Source organism: Salinibacterium sp. TMP30, from assembly GCF_038397785.1.
Lineage (GTDB): Bacteria > Actinomycetota > Actinomycetes > Actinomycetales > Microbacteriaceae > Rhodoglobus.
The window spans coordinates 620,535-645,427 of the sequence record NZ_CP151642.1 but is presented as its reverse complement, the minus strand read 5'-3'; the positions used below and the strand labels follow the sequence as shown (position 1 = coordinate 645,427).

Annotated in this window: 21 protein-coding genes; 11 read left to right on the top strand and 10 right to left on the bottom strand. The window is 60.6% G+C overall.

Going from position 1 to position 24,893, the window contains the following annotated elements:
* Positions 1 to 22 precede the first annotated feature (22 nt).
* Positions 23 to 2,566, bottom strand: a complete 2,544-nt coding sequence (locus AADH44_RS03125; protein ID WP_341954050.1) for an MMPL family transporter — start codon at positions 2,564 to 2,566, stop codon at positions 23 to 25.
* Positions 2,567 to 2,704: 138 nt separating this feature from the next.
* On the opposite strand from AADH44_RS03125, the gene AADH44_RS03120 reads away from it, so the two are divergent.
* From AADH44_RS03120 to AADH44_RS03090, 7 genes are all read left to right on the top strand, one after another.
* A complete protein-coding gene (locus tag AADH44_RS03120) occupies positions 2,705 to 3,280 on the top strand; it encodes a TetR/AcrR family transcriptional regulator (protein WP_341954049.1) in 576 nt (191 codons plus the stop codon).
* A gap of 68 nt (positions 3,281 to 3,348) precedes the next feature.
* A complete protein-coding gene (locus AADH44_RS03115; protein ID WP_341954048.1) occupies positions 3,349 to 5,049 on the top strand; it encodes a phospholipid carrier-dependent glycosyltransferase in 1,701 nt (566 codons plus the stop codon).
* Positions 5,050 to 5,234: 185 nt separating this feature from the next.
* Complete coding sequence (locus AADH44_RS03110) at positions 5,235 to 5,498, top strand: HNH endonuclease signature motif containing protein (RefSeq protein WP_341954047.1); 264 nt, start codon at positions 5,235 to 5,237, stop codon at positions 5,496 to 5,498.
* A gap of 36 nt (positions 5,499 to 5,534) precedes the next feature.
* Entirely contained in the window at positions 5,535 to 6,353 is an 819-nt protein-coding gene (locus AADH44_RS03105) for a GntR family transcriptional regulator (protein ID WP_341954046.1), read from the top strand.
* On the top strand, positions 6,343 to 7,104 hold the full coding sequence (locus tag AADH44_RS03100; protein WP_341954045.1) for a hypothetical protein: 762 nt from the start codon (positions 6,343 to 6,345) through the stop codon (positions 7,102 to 7,104). The genes AADH44_RS03105 and AADH44_RS03100 overlap by 11 nt, the downstream gene beginning before the upstream one ends.
* 140 nt (positions 7,105 to 7,244) lie before the next feature.
* Positions 7,245 to 8,738: an amino acid permease gene (locus AADH44_RS03095; protein ID WP_341954044.1), complete on the top strand. Its 1,494-nt coding sequence runs from the start codon at positions 7,245 to 7,247 to the stop codon at positions 8,736 to 8,738.
* 160 nt (positions 8,739 to 8,898) lie between these two features.
* A complete protein-coding gene (locus AADH44_RS03090) occupies positions 8,899 to 9,000 on the top strand; it encodes a type II toxin-antitoxin system RelE/ParE family toxin (protein ID WP_341954043.1) in 102 nt (33 codons plus the stop codon).
* Here AADH44_RS03090 and AADH44_RS03085 read toward each other — a convergent pair.
* A complete protein-coding gene (locus tag AADH44_RS03085) occupies positions 8,997 to 10,994 on the bottom strand; it encodes a DUF255 domain-containing protein (RefSeq protein ID WP_341954042.1) in 1,998 nt (665 codons plus the stop codon). The two genes, AADH44_RS03090 and AADH44_RS03085, sit on opposite strands and share 4 nt — an antisense overlap.
* An 11-nt stretch (positions 10,995 to 11,005) precedes the next feature.
* Here AADH44_RS03085 and AADH44_RS03080 point away from each other — a divergent pair, with 11 nt between their 5' ends.
* Positions 11,006 to 11,776 (top strand): MBL fold metallo-hydrolase, encoded by a 771-nt coding sequence (locus AADH44_RS03080; protein ID WP_341954041.1) that lies wholly within the window; start codon positions 11,006 to 11,008, stop codon positions 11,774 to 11,776.
* A gap of 102 nt (positions 11,777 to 11,878) precedes the next feature.
* Here the strand turns inward: AADH44_RS03080 and AADH44_RS03075 are convergent, their stop codons facing one another.
* The 8 genes from AADH44_RS03075 to AADH44_RS03040 form a co-directional block, all read right to left on the bottom strand.
* The gene (locus AADH44_RS03075; RefSeq protein WP_341954040.1) at positions 11,879 to 12,709 is read right to left on the bottom strand and encodes an aldo/keto reductase; all 831 of its coding nucleotides are present in this window, start codon (positions 12,707 to 12,709) and stop codon (positions 11,879 to 11,881) included.
* Between the two features lie 52 nt (positions 12,710 to 12,761).
* The gene (locus AADH44_RS03070; RefSeq protein ID WP_341954039.1) at positions 12,762 to 13,904 is read right to left on the bottom strand and encodes a bifunctional 2-methylcitrate synthase/citrate synthase; all 1,143 of its coding nucleotides are present in this window, start codon (positions 13,902 to 13,904) and stop codon (positions 12,762 to 12,764) included.
* A 50-nt stretch (positions 13,905 to 13,954) separates the two neighbouring features.
* Positions 13,955 to 14,860 carry a methylisocitrate lyase gene (prpB, locus tag AADH44_RS03065; RefSeq protein WP_341954038.1) on the bottom strand — a complete coding sequence of 302 codons (906 nt, stop codon included), beginning with the start codon at positions 14,858 to 14,860 and terminating at the stop codon, positions 13,955 to 13,957.
* A complete protein-coding gene (locus tag AADH44_RS03060; RefSeq protein ID WP_341954037.1) occupies positions 14,860 to 16,353 on the bottom strand; it encodes an MmgE/PrpD family protein in 1,494 nt (497 codons plus the stop codon). The genes prpB and AADH44_RS03060 overlap by 1 nt, the downstream gene beginning before the upstream one ends.
* 11 nt (positions 16,354 to 16,364) lie before the next feature.
* A complete protein-coding gene (locus AADH44_RS03055; RefSeq protein ID WP_341954036.1) occupies positions 16,365 to 17,036 on the bottom strand; it encodes a GntR family transcriptional regulator in 672 nt (223 codons plus the stop codon).
* A 124-nt stretch (positions 17,037 to 17,160) separates the two neighbouring features.
* Positions 17,161 to 18,117 (bottom strand): SDR family oxidoreductase, encoded by a 957-nt coding sequence (locus AADH44_RS03050; RefSeq protein WP_341954035.1) that lies wholly within the window; start codon positions 18,115 to 18,117, stop codon positions 17,161 to 17,163.
* Positions 18,114 to 19,073: a bile acid:sodium symporter family protein gene (locus AADH44_RS03045; RefSeq protein WP_341954034.1), complete on the bottom strand. Its 960-nt coding sequence runs from the start codon at positions 19,071 to 19,073 to the stop codon at positions 18,114 to 18,116. The genes AADH44_RS03050 and AADH44_RS03045 overlap by 4 nt, the downstream gene beginning before the upstream one ends.
* A complete protein-coding gene (locus tag AADH44_RS03040) occupies positions 19,070 to 20,398 on the bottom strand; it encodes an NAD(P)/FAD-dependent oxidoreductase (RefSeq protein ID WP_341954033.1) in 1,329 nt (442 codons plus the stop codon). The genes AADH44_RS03045 and AADH44_RS03040 overlap by 4 nt, the downstream gene beginning before the upstream one ends.
* Positions 20,399 to 20,595: 197 nt before the next feature.
* Here AADH44_RS03040 and AADH44_RS03035 point away from each other — a divergent pair, with 197 nt between their 5' ends.
* Genes AADH44_RS03035 through AADH44_RS03025 form a run of 3 tightly spaced genes read left to right on the top strand, consistent with a single transcriptional unit; the run spans position 20,596 to position 24,863 of the window.
* Positions 20,596 to 22,908, top strand: a complete 2,313-nt coding sequence (locus tag AADH44_RS03035; RefSeq protein ID WP_341954032.1) for a glycosyltransferase family 2 protein — start codon at positions 20,596 to 20,598, stop codon at positions 22,906 to 22,908.
* Positions 22,905 to 24,452: a carbohydrate-binding protein gene (locus AADH44_RS03030; protein WP_341954031.1), complete on the top strand. Its 1,548-nt coding sequence runs from the start codon at positions 22,905 to 22,907 to the stop codon at positions 24,450 to 24,452. Before AADH44_RS03035 ends, AADH44_RS03030 begins: the two co-directional genes overlap by 4 nt.
* A gap of 39 nt (positions 24,453 to 24,491) precedes the next feature.
* Complete coding sequence (locus AADH44_RS03025; protein WP_341954030.1) at positions 24,492 to 24,863, top strand: hypothetical protein; 372 nt, start codon at positions 24,492 to 24,494, stop codon at positions 24,861 to 24,863.
* Positions 24,864 to 24,893 lie beyond the last annotated feature (30 nt).

Below are 24,893 nucleotides of genomic sequence, written 5' to 3'. Positions count from 1 at the left end.
CTGGGGAATGCGAGCGTCGCCGTTAGCGTGGGGCCGGTGCGGGCTCGCGGTTGCTGGTTGCGTCATCCAACTCCGTCACATGCATAGGGTGGCTGCGCTCAAGCGCGGCACCCTCAACATCGACGCTCGGCAGGATGCGGTCAAGCCACTTCGGCAGCCACCAGGCGGATGCACCAAGGAGGTGCATGAGCGAGGGGATCAGCAGCATGCGCACGACGAAAGCGTCGAAGAGCACACCGATCGCGAGACCAAAGCCGATGGGTCGCACCATCGCGAGATGCGAGAACACGAATCCACCGAATACGGCAATCATGATGATGGCGGCCGCCGTGACCACGGCCCTTCCACTCCGTAGGCCACTCATGACCGCAGCCTTCGCGGGAACCCCATGAACGTAGGCTTCCCGCATTCCTGACACAAGGAAGAGCTGATAGTCCATTGCGAGCCCGAAGAGCACACCCATGATGATGATCGGGGCAAAGTTCAGCACGGGCCCAGGATCAGTGACCCCAAAGATCGCTCCCAGCCATCCCCACTGATAGACCGCAACAATCGCGCCGAACGCCGCCAGGAGCGACAGCACATAGCCCGCTGTCGCAATGATCGGCACAAGGATTGAGCGGAACACCAGAATCAGGATGAGCAGCGACAGCCCGACCACCACCGCGAGGTACAGCGGCAGCACAGAGGCAAGCTTCTCGGAGATGTCGATGTTGCCACTTGCGGAACCAGCCACCCCCAGCTTGACGCCCCCATCCAGTGGCGAACTGGCGCGGAGTTCCTGCACAAGCTCTTCGGTCGACACGCTCGACGGCCCGTCATCGGGAACCACTTGGAAAGCGAAGAAGTCGGAGTTATCAGAAACACCCACGGGAGCGACCGCGACTACGCCATCGAAGCCCATGAGCGTGTCGGCGAGGTCGGCCTGAGTCTCGACGACGGCGTCATCGGCAACTCCGTCACTCAGGCTCGCCGTAACCAGAAGCGGGCCATTCTGACCTGCGCCAAACTCTTCAGCAATCGTCTTGTAGGAACGGTACTGGGTTGAATCAGCGGGTTCAGACGAACCATCCGGAAGCCCCAAACGCATCGACAGCGCTGGAATTGCGATAATCAGCAAACCGATGGTCGCCAGAATGAGCGTCGCGACCGCCCGACTGGTACGCATGGGACGCGCCGGAGTCTGCTTCTGCGATTCGTGGCCGATTTTCGCGCGCGAACGACGCGAAAGAACTCGGGTGCCGAGCAGCGATAGGAGCGCAGGGGTGAGGCTCACGGCGATGAGGACGGAGATGAAGACGCACACGGCGCCCACCGTTCCCATCACACCAAGGAACGGGACACCGCTGACGTTCAGCGCAAGAAGTGCGACCAGAACGGTGGAACCAGCGAAGAGCACCGCGTTGCCGGAGGTTCCATTGGCGAGCCCAATTGACTCGTGAAGGTCCATGCCTGCCGCGAGCTGGCGACGATGGCGTTGCACGATAAAGAGCGTGTAGTCGATGCCCACCGCGAGCCCCAGCATCACGCCCAAGATCGGGGTCACTGAGGTCATCTGAACAACGCTGGAGAAGGCAAGCGAACCCGCGACACCAACTCCCACGCCGATTACCGACGACACGATCGGGAGCACCGCGGGCAGCAGCGTTCTGAAGAGAACGAGCAAAACCACCCCGGCTAGCAGAACACCAATGATCTCACCGACACCCAGAAGACCCTCGGTGGAGTTCGCGATCGCGGAGGAGTAGTCGACGCTCACCCCGGAAATGTCGACGCTATCAAGTTGTGCGGCGATGCTGTTCTTGATCTCAGCGGAAAGGTCAAAGAGGTCAACGTCGAAGGTGACAATCCCCAGTGCTGTTGCCCCATCATCGGAGACGGTACTGATCTTGGCTGCGGCATCCATGAGGCGCTCGCCATACGCAAGCTGCTGTTGTTGCTCGTCGAGGGTCGCGGAGTTCTCATCGAGGGCGGTCTGTTGAGCTTCGAGTTGAGCCGTGCCGGCATCGAGTTGTGCCTGCTGAGCGTCGAACTCGGCGGCCGATGCTTCAGAGAAGCCTGCGGCCTTAGCCTGCTCGATTGCCGCATCGAGCTGTGCTTGGCCGGCGGCGATTTCTTGCTTGGCGGCATCGAGCTGTGCTTGGCCGGCGGCGATCTGCTGCGTCCCGGCGTCAATTTGGTCGCGCCCGTCGGCGATCTGTTGCGCCTGCTCAGCGCGTTGGGCATCCGTCTCAAAGGGATCGATAACGTCGCTGACATTCTCGATCGAAGTGAGATCGGTGAGGGCTTCAGAGATCTGGTCTTGTTGTTGCGCAGAAAATGATTCACCGTTGTCAGCGGCGAATACCACTGTCGCCGATGATCCGCTGACATCACCGAGGCGACTGCTGAGTTCTGCGGATACTCGTTCAGTCTCGGTGCCCGGGATCGACATTGTCGACGAGAGGGTGCCACCGAAGAGTGCGAATCCACCAATGGCGAGACCGAGAACGGCGAGCCAGCTCACGATGAAGAGCCACGCGCGGCGGGCCGATAAACGACCCAGTCGGTACAGAAGTTCGGCCATGCTGATGAAAACCTCTCGTCGGGAACACAAAACGAGCACTCCATCGGGCCGCGCTCAATGGTATTCGCAGAAAACGACTTATCCAACAGTTGTCGGAAAACTCACGGGTTCGGCGCAATCGTCTGCCAGAATCAACGCATGGATGCTCGCGTTGAACGAACCCGCCGAAGTCTGCAGCATGCACTCTTCGCGCTCACTCAGGAGCACCCGTTTGACGAAGTGACCGTGGGCGACATTGTTGAGCGCGCCGGCGTTAACCGCAGCAGTTTCTACCAGCATTTCGCTGACAAGGAGACCCTGCTCGCGTTTGCGATCGAAGCCGCGGCTGACGAGGCTGGTGTTCAACTAGCGGAACTCGATCCGCTAAGCACCGATCCCCCGCCCGCGATCACGAACTATCTCACCCACATCGACTCCAACGCGGCCGTGTACGCCAGTGCGTTGGGTCCCCGAGGCTCCGCACTCGTTGCCTACCGACTTCGGGCGCGACTCAATTTGATTGTGCGCAATGGGATTCTGGTTCACGGCCCCCAACCATTCGATGGGCTCTCATTGGATGTCGCAAGTGCCAGCATCACCGGGGCAACCTTCGGCATCATCGAGGCCTGGCTTGCCATGGATCCGCGGCCGCCAGCCGAGACCGCAGTGGCGTGGATCTGGCAGTCATTCGGCACTCCGAGTGGGCGTTGGGGCGAGACTGACGCTGTGATCTAGCCGGCGGCACCTCGCGTTTTGCTGCGCTCCTGCCCACACCGCACTTGTTCCCTCAGTAGCATTGCGGGGTGAGCCAGACGAACCCGCGAGACTTCGACACCCTACTGTCGAGCGATCCGCTGTCGAGCGATCCCCAGAACTCGGGTGACTTAGCTGACTCTAGGCCTGACCGGAGCTCGGGCCTGAGCTACGGCGTCGCCACCGACCCCAACGATCAGGGTTCGCGACTTGACCACTGGTGGGCGACGCGCAGTCCGGTCACCCAGCGGCTACTCGGATGGGCCGGGCCGGCGATTGTGCTGCTGGTGGCGGCGTTTACGCGCTTGGTTGGCCTCGGGCATCCGGCGTCGCTGGTTTTCGATGAGACCTTCTATGTGAAGGACTCGTGGACTCTCGTGAACCTCGGCTACGAGGCGCAGTGGCCGGCCGAAGCCGATGCGCTGTTCACTGGCGGGCACGTCAACATTTTCTTGACTGATCCGTCTTTTGTGGTGCATCCGCCGCTCGGCAAGTGGTTGATCGGTTTGGGCATGCTGCCCTCTGGTGGCGAGGATCCGTTTGGGTGGCGGATTGCGACGGCGCTTGTCGGCATCCTTGCGGTGATCGTGCTGATGCTCATTGCGAAGAAACTGTTTGGTTCGACACTGCTCGCGACTCTCGCCGGATTGCTGATGGCGATCGACGGCAATGCGATCGTGATGAGCCGGGTGGCACTGCTCGACAATTTTGTGATGATCTTTGCCCTGCTTGGGGTGGGGGCGATGTTGCTCGATCGAGAACATTCCGCGACCCGGTTGGCGCTGTGGATCAGCCGACGCGGGCTGCGGGGTGCAGCAACCGAGTGGGGCCCGGCGTTGTGGTGGCGACCGTGGCTCATGCTGGCCGCTGTGGCGTTCGGTGCCGCTGCCGCCGTCAAATGGAACGGCCTCTACTTTTTGGCCGCCTTCGCCGTCTATAGTCTCGTCGTGGATGCCCTCGCTCGCCGTCGAGCGGGCATCAGCTTCTGGGGCTCTGGAACCCTGTTCCGGCAGGCCCCGGTAAGTTTCTTGCTGACGGTGCCGATTGCGCTGCTCGTGTACTTGAGTTCGTGGACTGGCTGGTTCCTTAGCGACAACGGTTACGATCGCAACTGGGCCGAAGCCGACGGCAATGCGTGGTCTGGTGTGCTCAGCTGGGTGCCCCTCGACATCCAGAGCCTGTGGCATTTTCAGTCGAGCGTGTACAGCTACCACGTGGGTGAGAGCCGGGCGCATCCATATCAGGCGAATCCGTTGACGTGGCTACTGCTCATCCGCCCCACCAGCATGTTTTACGAGAACATTGCCCGAGGCGATGGTGGCTGTGCGGCGGATGCGTGCGGCGCCTCCATTTCAGGTATCGCCAATCCCATCATTTGGTGGGCGGCAACCGCGGCTCTCGTCTATCTCGTGTACCGCCTGGTGCGTTACCGCCAGTGGCAGACCGGCTTCATTCTGATGGGTGTCGCCGCCGGCTACCTGCCATGGTTGCTGTACCTGAACCGCACCGTGTTTCAGTTCTACACAATCGTCTTCGAGCCGTACCTGATCTTGGCGCTCGTGGCCGCGCTTGGAGTGATCTTGGGTAGTTCCGATGACGACCGCGATAGGCGTCTCAGCGGCATCGGCGTTGTTGCCGTTTTTGTCGTTGTCGCCATCGCAGTCAGTGTATTTTTTTGGCCGCTCTGGACCGGCCAAACCATTGACTACGATTTGCTGCGATTGCGTTGGTGGTTGCCGACCTGGGTTTAGACCGAATGTTTGCGTGGCGTTGTGTTTCGCCGAACGTCTGCGGCGGGCATCCACTTCGGTAGCCTGAGGCCATGACTGATCGTGGCGGTTCCGATAGAGACTATGGTTTCCGCACGCGGGCAACATCTACTCCCGGCTCGCCAACCCGACGGTTGCGAGCTTCGAGGAGCGCGTCGCTTCTCTCGATGGCGGCCGAAGAGCGGGAATCGCTGAAACGCGAATGGAGTGGTTGCGCTTATTGCAGTTCCAACGAAACGGGGTTGCAGAAGGATTGTGTTCAGCCGATCTCCCAGGGCGGTCGGTACACCGTCGGCAACGTTGTGCCCGCGTGTGGTTTTTGCAACGCCAGCAAAAGCAACAGCGAAGTGACCTCGCGGATGCGCCGCAAAATCGGTCAGCCCCAAAGGACTCAGCCGACTCCACACGGTAAAGTTAAAGGGTCATATTAGCTGTGCGAATAATCGTGCAGGCGACGAGAGAGGGCCGTGGTGTCGAAATCATCAAGCGCCCCGCCCTCCGCTCGTACCGCGGTGTTCTCCCAAATCTCGGCCAGCGGCCGAGTCGAACAGGTTGTGCAGCGGCTGACAGACGCCATCGTGCTCGGGGTGCTCGTGCCGGGCGAGCGCCTTCCGAGCGAATCCCAGCTCGCCAAACGATTCGGGGTCGCGCTGGTGACGGCCCGCGAAGGGCTCAGCCTCCTGCGCGAGAACGGTCTCATTGAGACCCGTAGAGGCCGCGAAGGCGGCAGCTTCGTCACGCCACCGCATTCCCGGCACGGCGCAGTCCTGCGTGCCCGCCTTGCCGGACTCTCCCGCGTCGATCTTCAAGACATGGGTCTGTACCTGTCGGTGATCACCGCTGCCGCCGCGGCGCACGCCGCAGACAGAGTGCTGGATTCGGACATCGACAACCTTCGCGGATTGGTCGACCCGGAATTTCCGGAATCGGATCAGGCATCGGGGCGAGCAGAGGGCGCGTTTCATATTCAACTGGCGGTGCTCAGCCAATCCACGCGGTTAGTGCGAGATCAAATTCGGCTCCAGGCCGAATTCGGGCCGTTGCTCTGGTACGCGTCAGAAATTACGAGTGCAGCAGGGCCAGGAGGTGGTGCCGAAGCTCCCGGTGCCGAACCGAACACAGCCACTGCAACCTGCTTGAGCTATCAGTTGAGCGTGGTTGATGCGCTCGCTGCACGAGACCCACGCGGGTCTAGGGCCGCAGTTGAATACCACTTCTCTGACCATCTCGCCCAACTTCTTGACGCGAAGGCTGCAGTCGATCGAGGTGATTCCCTTGAGAACTGAGACAACCGCAGCTGCGCAACTAACCGCGTGCGCGGGGGTCGTTTCTGAGTTCTTCGCAGACGTTTTCACTCAATTGGACCAATGGCAGGCGCGTGTCCAGTCTATTGACGGACGACTCCACGGCGCCGAACTGGATGAGGCGGTCGCTGCGTTCGCCATCCCCGCACTCGAGCGCCCCAATTCCGCCCTGATAGGCGCCGGGTTCATCGGCGATGCTGGGGATAATTCTGGCCTGAGCCTCCACTTCGCGTGGTGGATCGGTCCGATCGATGCCAACCCGTTGCTGGCAGAAACGACAAAATCCACGAGACTGGACATCACGGAGCGAAGGTACACCGACTATGTCAGCGACTTCTCCGCTCTTGAGTGGTACCGGATGCCACAATCAATAAGGCAGACGCACGTGACAGGACCGTACGTCGACTACCTCTGCACCTGCGATTACATCCTGACGATCACCACGCCTGTATTCGTCGACGCCGACATGGCCGGGGTGGACGAAATGTTCGGGGTGGTGGGAGCTGACGTGTTCGTTCGCAGTTTCGAACGAGCCGTCATGCCTTCCCTGCTGGCCATCCCCGCGGATGCCGCAGTGCTGAACGAGTCTGGTCGCGTCGTGGTCTCGACAGACCCCAGCCTTCCGGTGGGCGCGGTCCTGAGCGAAACGGCCAAGGAACGCGAGTGGCACACGGTCCCGTGCGCAGAGGGGCCGTTCAGTGTTGTCATGCGTAACAACGACACGCCTCGATAAATTTTGAGAAAACGCGTGACACGGATACATCTAGCTCCATAAGATTGGCCTATCGCGCCCCAACGGAGGGGTATGCATCCTAATTAAGGATGCTCAGGGCCTCCCGAGAGCACGGAGAATCTACCCTGAAAGGTTGCATCATGACTACAGATTCCGCTCCGCGCAACACCTCATCCGACGACGATGCTCATCTGAAAAAGCTCGGCTACGACGGAAACTTTAACCGGTCCCTGTCTCTTTGGGGCACCTTCGCTCTCGGTTTCACCTACCTGTCACCCCTCGTTGGCGTTTACTCTCTATTCGCCTACGGGATTTCGCTTGGCGGCCCGCCGTCGATCTTCTGGCTCGTGATCGTCGGCACCGGCCAGCTCCTAGTAGCGCTAGTCTTTGGCGAGGTGGTGTCACAGTACCCAATCTCTGGCGGCATTTATCCGTGGGTACGGCGCCTGTCAAGCGCACGCTTTGCTTGGATGGCCGCCTGGGTGTACATCTGGGCCATAATCGTCACGGTGACTGCTGTTGCCGAGTACGGCACTAGCTTCCTTGCAAGTCTGCTCGGTCTGCAGCCCACGAAGGAGCTCACACTTTTTCTCGCGATCGCGTTCCTCGTCGTCGCGCTCATTGTCAACCTGAGCGGTACGAAAGCTCTGGCTAGGGTTGCCAAAATCGGTCTCGCTGCCGAGCTCATCGGTGTTATTGGGGTAGGGCTCTTCCTGATCCTGTTCGAGCGCAAAAACGACTTCTCGGTGTTGTTCGACACGTTCGGAACCCAAGGCGACGGCAGCTACCTTCCGGTCTTCATCGGCGCCGCACTGACCGGGCTATTTCTCTTTTACGGCTTCGAGGCCTGTGGCGAGGTCGCAGAAGAGGTGTCCAACCCGGCCAAAGCTATCCCCCGAGCGATGATCATGACAATCCTCGTCGGTGGCCTCTCGGGCCTGATCGCGTTCCTTGGCTACGTCCTCGCCGCACCGGATCTGGCGAGCATCGTCAGCGGAGAAGATGCCGACCCGATCGCCGGCATCTTGGAAGCATCCCTCGGCACTGTCGGGGCGAAGATCTTCCTCGTCGTTGCGCTCACGGCGTTCCTCTCCTGTGTGCTCAGCCTTCAGGCGGCCGGCAGTCGCCTGCTGTACTCCTTCGGTCGCGACAAGATGATTCCCGGTCACCAGTGGCTTTCGGAACTATCCACCAAAAAGGTTCCGCGCAATGCGCTCCTGGTTGCGTGCATCGTGCCGATCCTGATCTGCGTGCTCATCTACGTCGGCCAAGAGGGGTTGCTCAACCAGATCACGGCGTTCGCAGTTCTTGGCATCTACTTCGCTTTCCAGTCCGTTGTCTTCGCCTCACTGCTAGCGCGGCTCAAAGGTTGGAAGCCTGCAGGCCCGTTCAGCCTTGGCGCCTGGGGAATGCTGGTGAACATTGTGGCACTCGCCTATGGAGTGATCGCGATGGTCCTGCTAGCGTGGCCGGGCACAAGCGGCGTCTTCCTCACAGACTGGATTGTATTGGTCGGACTGGCCCTTGTGCTTGTCACCGGGCTCATCTACATGATGATCGCTCGGCCGGGGCGTAACTCAACAGTTCCGGAGGGCGACGCGGTGGAGATCGCCGCACTGCTTCGCGAGGGTTGATTCGCCCCTATTAATTTGTCCACGGGATGATGCGGGCCCGGCTGTTGTTCTCCAACCACAGCCGGGCTCGCAAACTTTCATTCCGAGGTGCGATAGCTCTTCTCAGTCAAGACCCGCGACCCCCGGGGCGAAAGCACTTCAGGGGCGGCCCGGCCTCCGTGTGCACATCGGCGACTACCGAATTGTGTATACGATTCAGGATGACGTTCTGCTAGTGGTTGTCGTGACGCTTGGGCATCGGCGCGACGTGTACGAGCGCTAGCTCGAGGTCAACAAAGCGCCCAGCGCGGCAACATCAGTGAGCGGCAGGCGGCACACGAACTCTTCGCAGAGGTAGGCGGTGGGTTTGCCTTCGATCGCCGTTCGAGCTGCAAACAGTTCGAAACCGGATGCCGCAAAAGCGCCCGCTTGAGCCTGCGAGACGGCCACACCAATGCCTCCAGCGCGGTGCAGGTTTCGGGCAAGACTCGTGAGTTCGTCGCTGGTTGCGGCGCTCGCGTCGGACGTTCCGGCGCCGTCACCGCTGACATCGTTGATATCGCCATCCGCTGCGCGAGCGGAACCCGCCGCATCCGGCGTCACCACGACGAGCTGGCGCAAGGGTGCACCAAGCTCCGACATGAGGGTGAGGGCGGTTCCGAACGAGATGGGTTGCTGGGCTGCTAGTTGGCCGACCAGTTTCATGGAATTTTCGGCGGCATCCCGGTATTGGGCATCGCCGGTGAGGGCGAAGAGGGTGAAAGCGGCCGTGGCCATGGCGCTGAGCCCGCTGGGGTGGGCACCATCGCTGATGTCGGCTTCGGTCGAAAGACCTTGGGCGGCGAGCACGGAGTCGGTGCCGCCGGGGAGGCCGAAGGGTGAGCTTCCTGAACCAGCCGCGCCTGCCGCGAGCGCCCGATCGACGAGGTCGCGGGCGGCGATGGCGTACCGAAATTCGCCGGTAGCGATCGACAGCTCCAGCAGGCCTTGCGCGAGCATCCCGCTGTCTTCGAGGGTTGCTGCGGCGTCGGAGAGGATGCCTCCAATGGAGGTGCGCACGAGCCGCTCCCCTGCACGCTCGGCGAGTTCCGTTTCGGCGAGATCGGTCTCACCGGGAATCCGTCCACCAAGCACATGCTCAGCCAGCAGGAAGTCGGCGGCACCGCGGGCAAGCGCGATCCACTCGGCGTTGCCGTGACGAGCGCCGGCGAGAGCAAGGGCTTCTATGGCGAGACCGTTCCAGCCGGTGAGAATCTTGTCGTCGCGGGGTGGGGCTTCGACGCGGGCGCGGCTGGCGGCATCCAGCGAATAGTAGAAGCCTTCAACTCGTTTGCCGTCGACGGTGCTTTCGGAGTCGAGGCCCGAGGCGAAGGCGCCCGAGGGCAGCAGCAGTCTGTCGCGCAAGAACTCGGCGATACCGGCGGCGGTTTCGGTGCGGTCGGCGAGCGCGTAGGCGGCGAGCAGTTGGGCGTTGTCGTAGAGCATGCGTTCGTAGTGCGGGTCGGTCCAGTCGGCCTGGGTGGAGTAGCGGAAGAAACCGCCGTCAACGGGGTCACGCAGCGCTGAGCTCGCCATTGCCTCAAGCGTGCGGTCGGCGAGGCCGGCAGCCTCGGGCGAGTGTTCCGCGGTGCGGTCGCCGCGATCGAGAAGGAACCGCAATACCGGGCTGACAGGAAATTTCGGGGCATCGCCGAATCCGCCATGCTCAAGATCTTCGGCGGCAGCGAGGGTGTCGATCACAGGTGCGAAGTCCACGACGAGTTCGCACTCCACTCCGCGACTGTGCGCGAGCGCCTGCGCAATTGCGGCACCGCTTGCTTCGACCTTCTCGCGACGGGTGCCCCACGCATCCGTCACCGATTCGAGCACTTGCCTGAACGCCGGATGCTGCCCCACAGCGGTCGGTGGCCAGTATGTTCCGGCAAAGAAGGCTCGCCCCGCGGGGGTGACGAACACGTTGAGCGGCCAACCCAGGTTGGGGGTGAAAGCGGATGCCGCCGCCAGATAGGTGGAGTCCACTTCGGCGTGCTCTTCGCGGTCTACTTTGATCGCCACAAAGTTCTCGTTGAGATAGGCGGCCAGCACGGGGTCACTGAAAGATTCGCGCGCCATAACATGACACCAGTGACACGTGGAGTAGCCGATGGAGACCAGTACGGGCACATCGCGGCGCTCAGCTTCAGCAAATGCGTCGGCAGACCACTCCCACCAATCAACGGGGTTGGTGGCGTGTGATCTCAGGTAAGGGCTCGCAGCAGTTTCCAAACGATTGGGCATAGTCTCAGCGTATGTCGAAGTTGACCGTGACCTACATTGGCGGCCCCACCGCGTTGCTCGAATATGCGGGATTGCGCATCGTGACTGATCCCACTTTTGATGCCCCACAGCTCTACCCTGACGAAGGTGGTGTGCCACTCACGAAGACGGCGGGTCCGGCGCTGAGCCGAGCGGATGTTGGCACTGTCGATCTGGTGTTGCTGTCACATCACGAACACCAAGACAACCTCGACTATGAGGGTCTCGAACTTCTCGCCACCGGTGTGCTGACAATCAGCACCATGAAGGCAGGCTCTGACCTGTTCGGTGGTGGTGTGGTTGGTCTCGACTCGTGGGAATCCTGCGAGGTCGGCACCGTCACCGTCACCGCGGTACCCGCCCTGCACGGCCCTCCCGGTGCTGAGTCGCGCGTGGGCCCGGTCACCGGTTTCGTGTTGCAAGCCGAGGGCGAGCCGACCATCTACGTCAGCGGCGACAACGCGTCCTTGCTCCTCGTGAAGCAGATAGCTGGCCGCTTCCCCGACATCGACATCGCCGTGCTTTTCGCTGGCGCTGCCCGCATCTCGGCCGTCAACGGCCCGCTCACATTGACCTCGGCGGATGCCGCAGAGGCCGCCCAAATCTTGGGCGTTCACCGCGTGATCGGCCTCCATACGGAGGGGTGGGAACACTTCACCGAAACCCGTGCCGACCTCGAGGCTGCGTTCGCCGGGACCGGGTTGCTCGTGGATACCCCGCCCGGTGTTGCGGTGGGGGTTGAGCGCTCTGGAGTGATTTCGTAGCTCGCCCGACATTTAGGCTAGTCCAGAAACGACAAAAGCCAGCATCCCCTCCAACTCAGTGAACGGAGTGCCGGCCTTCGTGCGATTGGTGCGAGCGTCTACTTAGAAGGTCGCCTCGTCGGGGTTTGCGCCAACGCGCTGGTCGCGATCTATAGCGTCAATGGATGCCATCTCGTCTGCCGAAAGTTCGAAGCCAAAGACATCAAAGTTCTCAGCCATGCGCTCGCGCGAGTTCGACTTGGGGAACACAATGATGCCGCTCTGCAGGTGCCAGCGGATCGCAACCTGGGCGGGCGAAACACCGTGCGCTTCAGCGGCAGTCTGCAGTGCGGTCTCGCCAAACAGGTCATACTTGCCCTGGCCGAGCGGACCCCACGCCTCAATCTGCATACCGAGTTCAGCGCCGTAGGCACGGAGGTCGCGCTGGGCGAAAGCGGGGTGCAGTTCGATCTGGTCGACTGCCGGAACGGTGCTGCTACCCGCGATGATCTTCTCGAGGTGTGGGCGGTGAAAGTTGCTCACACCAATCGAGCGGGCCTTGCCCGCAGCCTTGAGCTCTTCCATCGTGAGCCACGTGTCGAGGTAACGATCAAGGTCAGGGCGGGGCCAGTGGATGAGGTACAGATCCACATAGTCGAGCCCCAACTTCTCGAGACTCAAATCCATGGCGTCGCGAACAGAGTCAGTGCCCTGGTCGCTGTTCCACAGCTTGGTGGTGATGAACAACTCGTCGCGAGGGATACCGGATGCCGTGATCGCGTTGCCGACACCGGTTTCGTTGCCGTAGATCATTGCCGTATCGAGGTGGCGGTAGCCAACCTCAAGCGCGTCGGTGACAATCCGCTCAGTCTCGTCGGGGTCAACCTTGAATACACCGAACCCGAGCTGCGGGATCGAATTGCCGTCGTTGAGTTGAATTAGGGGAACAGTCATTTTCCCATCTTGCCACTCGCCGCTGACGATTTGATCCCAGCCGGTAAAGCTCCTAGCGAATGTGCCGTTCGTCAACGCCCGAGTAGGCGGCGAGCGGACGAATGAGAGCGTTCGAGGCGGCCTGCTCCATGATGTGAGCAGTCCAGCCGGTGACACGGCTCGCGACGAACAGCGGCGTGAACATGTCGGTGTCGAACCCGATGAGGTTGTAGGCAGGGCCACTCGGGTAGTCGAGATTGGGCTTGATGTTCTTGCGGCTCGTCATGGCCGTCTCCAGAGCGTCATACAGCTCCATCATGTCGGGGCGATCAAACTCCGCAACCAGTGTTTCGAGCGCAGCTTTCATCGTGGGAACACGCGAGTCACCGTTTTTGTACACGCGGTGCCCAAAGCCCATAATTTTGCGCTTCTCTGCAAGAGCAGTCTCAAGCCAGCCTTCAGCCTTATCGGCGGTGCCGATCTCCTCAAAGACGTGCATGACTGCTTCATTGGCTCCTCCGTGCAGCTGACCCTTGAGCGCTCCAATCGCGCCGGTGACCGCGCTGTAGAGGTCGCTCAGCGTGCTCGTGACGACTCGAGCGGTGAACGTGGAGGCGTTGAACGAGTGCTCGGCATACAAAATCATTGACACATCGAACGCGCTCACGACGACAAGGTCAGGAACCTCGCCAAAAGTCATGTGCAAGAAGTTCGCAGAATAGCTCAGATCGTCGCGGGGTTCTACCAACTCCTGATCGCGGCGGCGGCGCTGGTCATAGGCGATGATCGCCGGCAACTTAGCGAACAGGGTCAGTGAACGCTGCAGGTTCAGGTCTGCATCAATCATACTGGCGGGGTCAGTGAGGGTGTCATCCACAGCACCGATCACGCTGACGGCGGTACGTACGACATCCATTGGATGCGCAGAAAGCGGAAGCTCGTCGATTACACGCTTCGTGTGGGCATCGAGGTGGCGCTGCGCACGCTCGACGTTCTGAAATTCTTCCAACTGCTCGCCAGTCGGCAGCTCGCCATGCCACAGCAAATAAGCGACCTCCTCAAAGGTGCACTTCTCAGCCAACTCCTGCACGGGATAGCCGCGATACATCAGCGAGTTTGTTTCCGGGTTCACCTTCGAGATTGCGGTGGTGTCGGCAACAACACCGGCCAAACCCTTGCGGATTTCGGTGTCTGGGGTGCCTGTTAGGTCAGTCATTGTGCTCCTCGGTGGTGGTATCGAGTGAAAGTTCGAGTGGGGTTATGAAGTTAGTGGTGGCCGTCAAGAGTGAAGTTGAAGACCGACGAATCGAACGCGTTGTAGCCCTCATAGTCAAGCAGTTCATACAGGCGTGCCCTCGTCTGCATCTCGCCGACGACAGACTGCTGGGTGCCGTTGGCGTTGATCGCATCGAGGGTGCGTTCTGCGGCCCCCATTGCACTACGCAACAGCGTAACGGGGTAAATAACAATGTTTACGCCGATATTGCTCAATTGCGTTGTCGTGAAGAGTTCGCTCTTACCGAACTCGGTCATGTTCGCGAGGATCGGAACATCGACAGCGGTGCGCATGGCCTCGAACTCGCTGAGGTCTCTCATCGCCTCAGGGAAGATAGCGTCAGCACCGGCATCCACGAGCTGTTTCGCGCGGTCCATCGCGGCATTCAAACCATCAACAGCGCGGATGTCCGTGCGGGCCATGATCAGCAGGTTCGGGTCGCGTCGGGCGTCGGCCGCCGATCGGATGCGCTTGAGCGCGGTGTCGGTGTCGACCACGGCTTTACCGTCGAGGTGTCCGCAGCGCTTCGGGTTGACCTGGTCTTCGATGTGGAGGCCAGAGACACCCGCATCTTCGAGGGTCTGCACGGTGCGCGCCACATTCATGGGTTCGCCAAAACCGGTGTCGGCGTCAACGAGACTGGGCAGGTCGGTCATCCGCGAAATCTGCTGGGAGCGACCGGCAACCTCAGTCAGCGTCGTCAGACCGATGTCGGGCAGCCCCAGATCGGCACTGATAACGGCACCCGAAATGTAGACACCATCGAAGCCTTTGTCTTGGATGAGGCGAGCACTCAGCGGGTTGAAGGCACCGGGCACGCGCAACAGTTCACCGCTCGCCAGACGCTCACGAAACTGGGCGCGCTTGGTTGCGGGGTCGGTCTGTGAGTACAGCATTAGAAGATTCCTTTGGCGGTGGTGGCGGGGAAGTTGCCTCGCACGGTCAGCTCACCCAGTTCGGATGCCGACAGTTCCGGCAGTCGTTCGGCTGCGGCCAAGAAGCGTTCGATTTCGTCGCTCGCAAGCACGCCATCGGCGAGGGTGCGGAACTTGGTGATGTACTGCTCGCGAGCAAACGGCCGAGCGCCGAGCGGATGCGCATCAGCAACGGCGATCTCTTCGACGATGCGGCTTCCGTCGGTCAGTTCGATCTCAACGCGGCCACCAAAGGCTTTCTGGGCGGGATCGATCGAGTGGTAGCGGCGCGTCCACTCAGCATCTTCTTGAGTGGTGACACGCTTCCACAACTCGACAGTGTCAGGGCGGTTGGCACGCTCAGGGGCATAGCTGTTGACGTGATGCCACTCCTGGTCTTGCAGCGCCACAGTAAAGATGTACGGAATGGAGTGGTCGAGCGTTTCGCGACTCGCGTTGGGATCATACTTCTGCGGGTCGTTAGCGCCCGAGCCGATCACATAGTGCGTGTGGTGGCTCGTGTGAAGCACGATGCGGTTGATGTTGTCGACCGTGAGTTCCGGATGCTCGCGCCCCAGTTTGCGGGCGAGGTCGATCCACGCCTGCGCCTGGTACTCAGCCGAGTGCTCCTTCGTGTAGGAATCGAGGATCGCCGTGCGCGGCTCCCCCAGCTCGGGCAGCGGAACCTCGTAGTGCGCGTCGGGACCGTCGAGCATCCACGCAATCACACCGTCTTCGCCCTCATAGATCGGGGTGGGGCTGGTCTGCCCGCGCATGGCACGGTCAACGGCTTCAACAGCCATCTTGCCAGCGAAAGCGGGGGCGTAAGCCTTCCACGTGGAGATCTCGCCTTTGCGCGACTGGCGGGTCGCGGTGGTCGTGTGGAGGGCTTGACCGACAGCTTGGAAGATGGTTTCGGTGTCAAGACCAAGGAGAGTTCCGATGCCAGCAGCAGCACTCGGGCCGAGGTGGGCAACGTGATCAATCTTGTGCTTGTGCAGGCAGATTGCCTTCACAAGGTCAATCTGAATTTCGTAGCCCGTGACAATTCCGCGCAGCAGTTCAGCGCCTGTGCGTCCCGTGTGCTGGGCAACAGCGAGGATCGGCGGGATGTTGTCGCCGGGGTGCGAATAGTCCGCCGCCAAAAAAGTGTCGTGATAGTCGAGCTCGCGCACGGCGACCCCGTTGGCCCAGGCTGCCCACTCGGGGCTGACGCGAAGGTCGGAACCGAAGACGGTGGACCCCGGCTCCGCAGGGTGACGCTCGGCCTGGGCTCGCGCAGACACTACCGGCGCGCGGGTGAGGGAGGCAGTAGCAACAGCAGCGTTGTCGATCACACGGTTGATGACCATGTCGGTGACGGCATCCGTCGGTTCAAGCTGCTCGGAGGCAATCTCGGCAATGTTGTGCGCGAGCTGATCTTCGCGGGCCAGATTTTCGTCGCTGCGGTAAACACGCAGGGAGTGGTTTTTCACGGTAGTGCCTTTCACTTGGCGGCGCGCAGGGGGGATTCTGCGGCCATGGCTAGAGCGCTCGTGAGCGCGTGGTGGAGGTGAACATGGGTGGCATGAGCGGCAAGTTCGGGGTCGCTCGCGACGATCGCCTGAACAATGAGCAAGTGTTCGCGGGCAGCCGCGGCGAGGCGTTCCGGGTTGTCTTTGGCAAGCCGACGCACGCGCACAAGGTGGGTGCGCAACGAGTTGAGCGCACCAATGAGGTAGTCATTGTCAACCGCATCATCGACGGCATCATCGAAGCGGCGCACCAGGTCAAAGTAGGCACTGCGGTCGCTGTCGTCGCGGGCGAGCAGTTCGGGAACAGCGTCGAATTCGAGTTCAAGGTCGGCGAACGTGCTACCCGTGTGGTGCATAGCCGCCAATCGCACGGCCTTCACTTCGAGCGCTTTGCGCACATCAAAGAGTTCGCGGATGTTGGCAACTGACACATCAGTAACCACCAGTCCGCGACCGGATTGGCTTGAGACAAGTCCATCCGTGATGAGTCGAGAAAGTGCTTCTCGCAGTGGGGTGCGAGAGACTCCTAGTCGCGCCGCCTGCTCAACTTCGCCCAGAATGGTCCCCGGCGACAGACGCCAGTCAACGATGTCGTCGCGCAGGGTTTGGTAGGCGCGCTCGCTGGCCCTCAACGGTGTTGCCATGCGCACCTCCCCTGATGAATGCGCGGAATCAGCACGCGGCAGTCTGTATACAAGACCTCCAGCCTATGCCTGATTCGGGAGAAATCAAGCCGAATTCTGGGGGAACTGTATACACAAGTACCTTCTAGTGCCTCGGGCGTGCCTCTATGTAACCCTCGAAAGCTTCACGACTCGTTCTTAAGGGAGTGAAGCCAAACGATTCCTTGAGCGCCGTATTATCGAGCACCGGACGGTAACGCAAAAACTTCACCTGCGCGGGCCCGTGCGGGGTCAACCGCAGGACGTGCCCGATCCAGAGTGCGGCCGCAAGCACCCAGGCAGGAAGCACGAGTTGCTTTTTGCCCAGGGCATGAGCGATTTCTTTCGCCGTCAGCTTTCCATCGCCCGCAACGTTGAAAATTCCTGAGGGTCCCCCGGTTGCCGCCCGAACCATCGCCCGAACAACGTCATCCACGCATATGAAAACGAATGGGCTCTCCGCACCCGCAATAGTCAACACCCGACGTGAATCCCACAGTGCGGTGATCTGATTCTTGACTCCCGGACCAAGAATCGTGCCAATGCGAAAGATCGTTTGAGTGAGCTGTGGTGCAGTCTCGCGCAGCTCGGCCAACATCTCTTCGACCATCCGCTTGTGCCTGCTGTAAGGAAAATCATCATTTCCGCGCAATGGGTCACTCTCGGTAATCCACTCCGGATTGTCTGAGTGATAACCGTAGGCTGCACCGCTCGACGAGACCACCACTCGCGAGACGTCCGCCTCGACACAGGCCGCGAATACCGCACGCGATCCCCCAACATCAACAGCGAACTCTTGCGCGACCGTGGTGCTTTGACCTGGATTCACAATCGAAGCGAGGTGCACAACGGTGTCGATCTGGTGACGGCGCAACAGTGCTGGCAGATCTGCGGCATCCGTCACATCCACGCGCTCATAGAGCACACCCGGCTGGCGCACTCCCGGCCCCGGTGTGCGAATGTCGGCGCTCACCACACACTCAACACTGTCGGATGCAGCCAACCCTGCCACCACAGACGTACCCAAGAATCCGCTGCCACCCGTAACCAGCACCCGGGTCATGCGACTGCCTCCGCACCACTCGCGGGCACACCGGAGTTCGGCCCCGAACCGTCACTGGCACCCCGTGCCTTGCGGCGTCCCCACCATGTAGCCAGAGCGAGCCCCGCGATGATGTCCCAAATGCCCCACCAGCCGGCCACCACAGCCATACCGCCTAGACCGCCAAAGAAGGCAAACACCAGTCCAAGCCCGAGGCCAGCGTTGCGGATACCCACCTCGAAGGTGACAGCTTTCGCCTCATAGAGCGCGAGGCCACCCAGTCGGGCGCTCGCGTAGCCGAGGCCGAGAGCAACCGCGTCATGCAAGAACACAGCCAACAGCACGACCCCTACATAGGCAATAAAGAACGCGAAATTTCCGGCGAGCGCCGCAATAATGAACCCGAGCAGCGCCAGCAGGCTTACCCACTTGACCGTCGGCTGTACTTTCTTAGCAAACGCCGGCCAACGGTTCTTGATCGCGAAACCGACCGCAAACGGCAGCCCAATGATTAACACGATCTCCAAGAGCATCTGCCAGCCATTGAGGCTCACAGTTTCGAGAATTGCCGATGCTGTGGGATGCCAACCGCCCCACAGCGACAGGTTAACGGGCAACATCACGATGTAGACCACATTGGTGACTGCTGTCATCGACACCGATAGCGCGACGTTACCCCGAGCGCGGTACGTGAGCACTTGCGAAATGTTGCCTGGTGGGCAGCAGGCAACCAAAATCATCCCGAGCGCAATGGACGGGCCAACCTGCAAAAGAAGGGTGAGTCCGAAGGTCACGGCGGGCAACAAAACGATCTGTGCAGTCAGAGCAATCGCAAACGCTCGAGGTGCTTTCAGTACTGCCCGAAAGTCTTCGAGACTGGTGTCGAGGGCAATCCCGAACATGATCAAGCCCAGCACGACGCTCAAGGCGATGAGCGACCCTGGACTGAAGTTGAGAATCGCATCATCGATTGTCATGAGTGTGCCTTTCGGGTCAGGGTTTCACGCAGACGCCGCAGTGTGCGCCGGTAAGCATCTTTGTTGACGTAGTACGACATACGTTCAAGAGCCAAGTACTGATAGCCGCCGGTGAGGTCGGGCCACGGCCGCTTCGCGGAAGCTTTAAAGTCGGCCGCGGCCTGCGGAGCGTCGTCTTTCGCCGCGAGATAGGAAGCCAAGAGCTCGGCCTGCTCATACCGACCCTGCCAGCCAATCCCACTCGCCTCGATCATGCCCATGACATAGAGACCGTTGAAGTTCGGCGGGAAAATATTGAGATATAACTCAGGTGCCATACCTGTCCAATTAAGGTGCTCTCTGTCGACGAACGAATAGTCGAGGCTGTACCCCGTCGCAAGAACAATGAGGTCGTAGTCGGCCTGAGTGCCATCAGCGAAATGCACCGTAGTGCCGTCGAACCGTGCGGGCGCCGGAACGATGCGCAAATCGCCCTGTCCCAGGTGGCCAAGCACGAGAGTGTTCACGATTGGGTGCGACTCATAGATGCGGTAGTCGGCCCGCGGGAAGCCGAACTTCACCGGATCTCCGGTGAACGCTTTCAGCACGCGAGTATCAATGAACTGCTTGATCCGGGCCGGGAGCGGGCGCCCCTGGTTGAGGGTGTCCGCCGGCTTACCGAACAGGTAGCGCGGTACAAAGTAGTAGCCGCGCCGCACACTCAGGTCGACACTGTCAGCATGATGCACGGCATCCACCGCGATGTCGCACCCGCTGTTGCCGGCCCCAACCACGAGCACACGTTTGCCCGCAAACATCGTGGCTTTCTTGTACTGGCTTGAGTGAATGATCTCGCCAGAAAACTCGCCATCAAAGGTGGGGATGCTGGGATGCGCCAATGTTCCGTTGGCCAAGATCACGCCGTCAAAGCGTTCAGTGTTCCGCTCATCGCTCGGCAACATGCCGCTATCGGAATCTGTCGAGCGGGTCGTCACATTCCACCCACCGTCTCCAGAGGGTTCGACCCTCTCGACGGTGGTGTTAAACCGAAACTTCTCGCCTAAATCGAATCGATCACTGAACGCGCGAAAGTAACGCTTGAGTTCACGATGACCGGGGTAATCAGCCGTCGTGTTCATCGGCAACTCACGAAACTGAGTCGTCGTCCTCGAAGAGATCAGGTGCGCGGATTCGTACATCGTGCTGCGCGGGTTATCGATGTTCCAGAGGCCGCCGACATCGTCTGCCGATTCAAACCCGACGTAGCGGATGCCCGCCTTGTCGAGCGCGCGGGCAGCAGCTAACCCCGATGGCCCAGCACCAATGATGGCGATGGTCTGAGGCATCCATTCCTCCCCCGGGTGAACGACAGTATTCAACGCGTGAACGCAGCCTACTAGAGCATTTTCGAGAGGTAGACCACTTGCTGAACAGTCGGTGTGATTCTTGCGATCACCGACGACACTGTTGATACTGAAATACGCAAGATACCCGACGGCGTCTACCCGAAAGATGCCGATCTTGCTTAGGGGAATCACCAACCATGCCTACGAATAGTACGGCTGCGCCTGCCCGGCGCCGCCAATGGGGCTCAGAAACACGCCTCACACTATTGCCCACCGTGCATCCTGCACCCAGTGATCGTACGATTGCGCTAGCGCGTCTTGCGATTGTTGCGACGATTGTCTTCTGGCTGACCTACGTGATCTACACGATCGTGCGTCAGTTCATCAACAACGGCACCGAGAGCTTCAGGTTCACTACCGAAGCCATCTCGTACGTGATCGTTGTGACCTTCCTCACCTTCTCTGCGCTCATGTATTTGATCGCCAGACATGGTGCCTATCAACGATTCCGCGCCCATGCCCGTGTGCCTCGCGCTGAACTTGACCGCCACTTCGCCGAAAACCAGGGTTCCATCACCGTGCTGGTGCCCAGCTACAGCGAAGAGCCGGATGTCGTACGCGCGACCCTCTGGTCGGCATGCCTTCAGGAGTACCCGACTTTGCGCGTCGTGCTCTTGCTCGACGACCCCCCATTTCCCACAGACCCGGATGCCGCAGCACAGTTGGCGGCATCGCGTGAGATTGCGGAGAAAATTCAGTCTGAGCTCGCGGCCCCCCGTGAGCGCTTCGGCGAGGCTCTCGCCACGTTCGAGCGACGCGTGCAGCACGGCGGCACCGTCGGACTGTTCGAGCTTGATGACCTCGCCGAGCATTACCTGTGGGCGGCAGAGTGGCTCGAGAACAAAGCTGCTAGCGAGCAGCGCATTGACCACGTTGATGAGTTCTTTGTGACCCAGGTCATTCAGGGGCTTGCTGGGGAGCTGCAGTTGACGGCGGATGCCTTGGGTGCCGCCCGCGACGAGCGTATGGTTCCGCCGACTGCCCGCATGCGGGAACTGTACCGTCGCCTCGCGTGGACGTTCACCGCCGATCTCTCGACCTTCGAGCGCAAGCTGTACACGTCGGTATCGCACGAAGCGAACAAGGCGATGAACCTCAACGCCTACATCGGCCTGATGGGTGGCAACTACCGCCCAGAAGAGACGCCGACCGGCACAGTGCTTCGGCCCGTAAGCCACGCGGAACCCGGCGATCTCGCGATCCCGGATTCGCAGTACCTGTTAACGCTGGATGCCGACTCGCTGCTGCTGCGCGACTACTGCCTTCGTCTCGTTTACCTGCTCGAGCAGGCAGACAACTCTCGAGTTGCCGTGACCCAGACTCCGTACTCGTCGTTCCGCGGAGCAAGCACCCGCATCGAACGGCTTTCCGGCGCTACGACAGACCTCCAGCACATCCTGCATCAGGGCAAGTCGTACTATGGCGCAACCTTCTGGGTTGGGGCCAACGCCGTCATTCGCAAGGCTGCCCTCGACGACATTGTGGAAACCGAAACCGAGGGTGGCTTCACGGTCAAGCGGTATGTTCAAGACCGCACCGTCATCGAGGACACCGAGTCGAGCATCGACCTTGGTGCTCACGGCTGGACACTCGTGAACTACCCGGAGCGCCTCAGCTATAGCGCCACCCCGCCCGACTTCGGTTCGCTCGTTGTGCAACGTCGTCGCTGGGCTAATGGTGGACTGCTCATCATGCCGAAACTGATGCGTCAGATGCGTGAGCGTCGGGCCAGAGGCGAAACAGTGCCGTGGACCGAGTTCTTCCTGCGCGTGAACTACATGACGTCAATCACGTGGGCGAGTTTCGGCCTCGTGTTTCTGCTGGCCTACCCGTATGACAGCCGACTACTCAGCCCCGTCGTGCTTCTTGCCGCAGTGCCATATTTCTTGGCCATGGGCAGCGACCTTCGCTACAGCGGCTACAAATTCACCGACATCTTCCGCATTTATGGCTTCAACCTGATCCTGCTTCCCGTGAACCTTGCGGGAGTGCTCAAGTCACTCGAGCAGGCCATCACCAGCAAGAAGATCCCGTTCGCTCGCACCCCCAAAGTGCGTAACCGCACCTCGACGCCATTACTCTATGTGCTCGCACCACTCGTGATCATCACGTTCTCTGGCTTCACTTTCTGGCGCGACCTCAACGCTGGTAACTGGGGAAATGCTGCCTTCGCCGCGTTCAACCTGATTCTCGCCGGCCTCGCAGTCGTCTCCTACATCGGCATCTGGAACACTATTGTCGACATTTGGTTGGGCGTCACCCGGCCCCTCTTTGTCGAGCGCAAGCCGAAGAAGAAAAAGGAAGAACCCGCACCGAAATCAACAGAGCTCGACTGGCGCTCAATCCTCTACTACGGCGACGACAGCGGGGTACACACCAAGGTGCGCGACTCCCTTGTGTTTGCCGAGATGCTCCCACCTGCCGAAGCTGAGAGTGAGGTTCGATCATGAGGACCGCAACCCACAGACTCTCATTCTGGCGACTCGTCATGGCCGCGGTTGTAGCCGTCGCCGTCGCCGCCGGTGGACTCTTTGCCTACCAGGCATGGGCATCCACTCAGGCAGCACCCGCACCAGACCCGTGGTTCGCTGCCTACGTGGATGTCACGGCGACCCCCAGCTACGAGTTCGAAGCCGCAACGAAAGAAAGCGGCAAAGAGGTCATGCTCTCGTTCATCGTTGCTGCAACTAATGAGGGCTGCACCCCCACCTGGGGAACCGCCTACACAATGGATGAAGCAGCGATCTCACTCGACCTCGACCGTCGCATCGCACGCCTGCAACAGCAGGGAGGCGATGTCGCTGTCTCGTTTGGTGGACTACTGAACAACGAGCTCTCGACGACCTGCACCGACCCTGCTGAACTCGTTGCTGGCTATGATTCAGTACTCGAGCGTTACGCCTCGACCACGATTGATCTCGACATCGAAGGCGAAAACCTCAGCGACACTGCTGCCGGGGAACGCCGTGCCGCCGCGATGGCCACCCTGCAACAAGCACGACGTTCTGCTGGTGACGACCTCGCCGTGTGGCTTACGCTGCCCGCCGCAACCTTTGGCCTCACCGAAGACGGAACCACCGCGATCACCCAGATGCTCGATGCTGGCGTTGACCTTGCTGGGGTGAACATCATGACGATGAACTTCGGCCAGAGTCTGGCCGACGGCGAAACCAGCGGTGCGGCATCCATTCGCTCGCTGCAGGAAACCCACCGTCAACTGGGAATTCTCTATGACACTGCCGGTATTGAACTGACGGATGCCACCATCTGGACCAAGCTCGGCGCAACCCCGATGATTGGCCAGAACGACATCGAGGCTGAAGTTTTCACCATGAAAGATGCCACGGCGCTCAACGAGTTTGCGCTCGACAAAGGCACCGGACGCATGTCGATGTGGTCGCTCAACCGCGACACCACGTGTGGGCCCAACTACGCCGACACCTCGCGGGTTTCTGACTCCTGCAGCGGTGTCGCTCAGGGCGACTTCTTCTTTGCGGATGTCTTAGCTGACGGCTTTGACGGACAGGTCGCCAGTTCGGCGAAGACCATCACCACCGAAGAACCAGCTGACCCCAATGACTTCGTTGATGACCCCGCGACCAGCCCGTACGCAATCTGGCAGGAAGACGCCAGCTACTTGGCCGGAACCAAAGTGGTCTGGCACCGCAATGTTTACCAAGCCAAATGGTGGACGCGTGATGAACTGCCCGACAACCCTGTGCTCAACTCATGGGAGACCCCCTGGACGCTCGTCGGCCCCGTACTCGAGGGAGAAACGCCCGTCAAGGTGCCCACGTTGCCGAGCGGTACCTACCCGAGTTGGGATGGCACCGCCATTTACGAAGAGGGTGACCGCATTCTGTTCAGCGGAGTACCTTACGAAGCGAAATGGTGGAACCAGGGCGACAGCCCCGCGGCGTTCTCCTCAGACCCCGACGGCACACCGTGGATTCCATTAACGGCCGACGAAATCAAGTCACTGACCATGCCATAGTCGCCGCTGGGCAGCCGAAACGGAGTGCGCTGGGACCCCATGGTCAACACCCCCATCACCGTTTCTATTGAACGCACCGTCGACCCGGCCCGCATCGCCGAAGCGACCGCGTGGATGCAAACCGGCATCGAGGGCTGGTTCGACGAACCCACCGAGGTCACCGTCGAACATGCCGGTGGCGTTGCCGACATACCACCACGCTGGAAGCAAGCCGTCACCATCTGGCTTGGCTTCGTTCCTCTCAATCTTCTCTTCACATACCTTGTCACGATGCTCGCGCCCGGCTGGGATTCGCTGCCGCTCGTGGTGCGCGTGCTCGTCACCACTGTGTGCCTCACCCCGGTGATGGTCTACGCGCTACTGCCGTTGGTCACTAGAGCATTGCGCGGCTGGTTGACACCAACGCAGTAGTCGGCATGCCACAGCGCGTAAGCTGAAGGG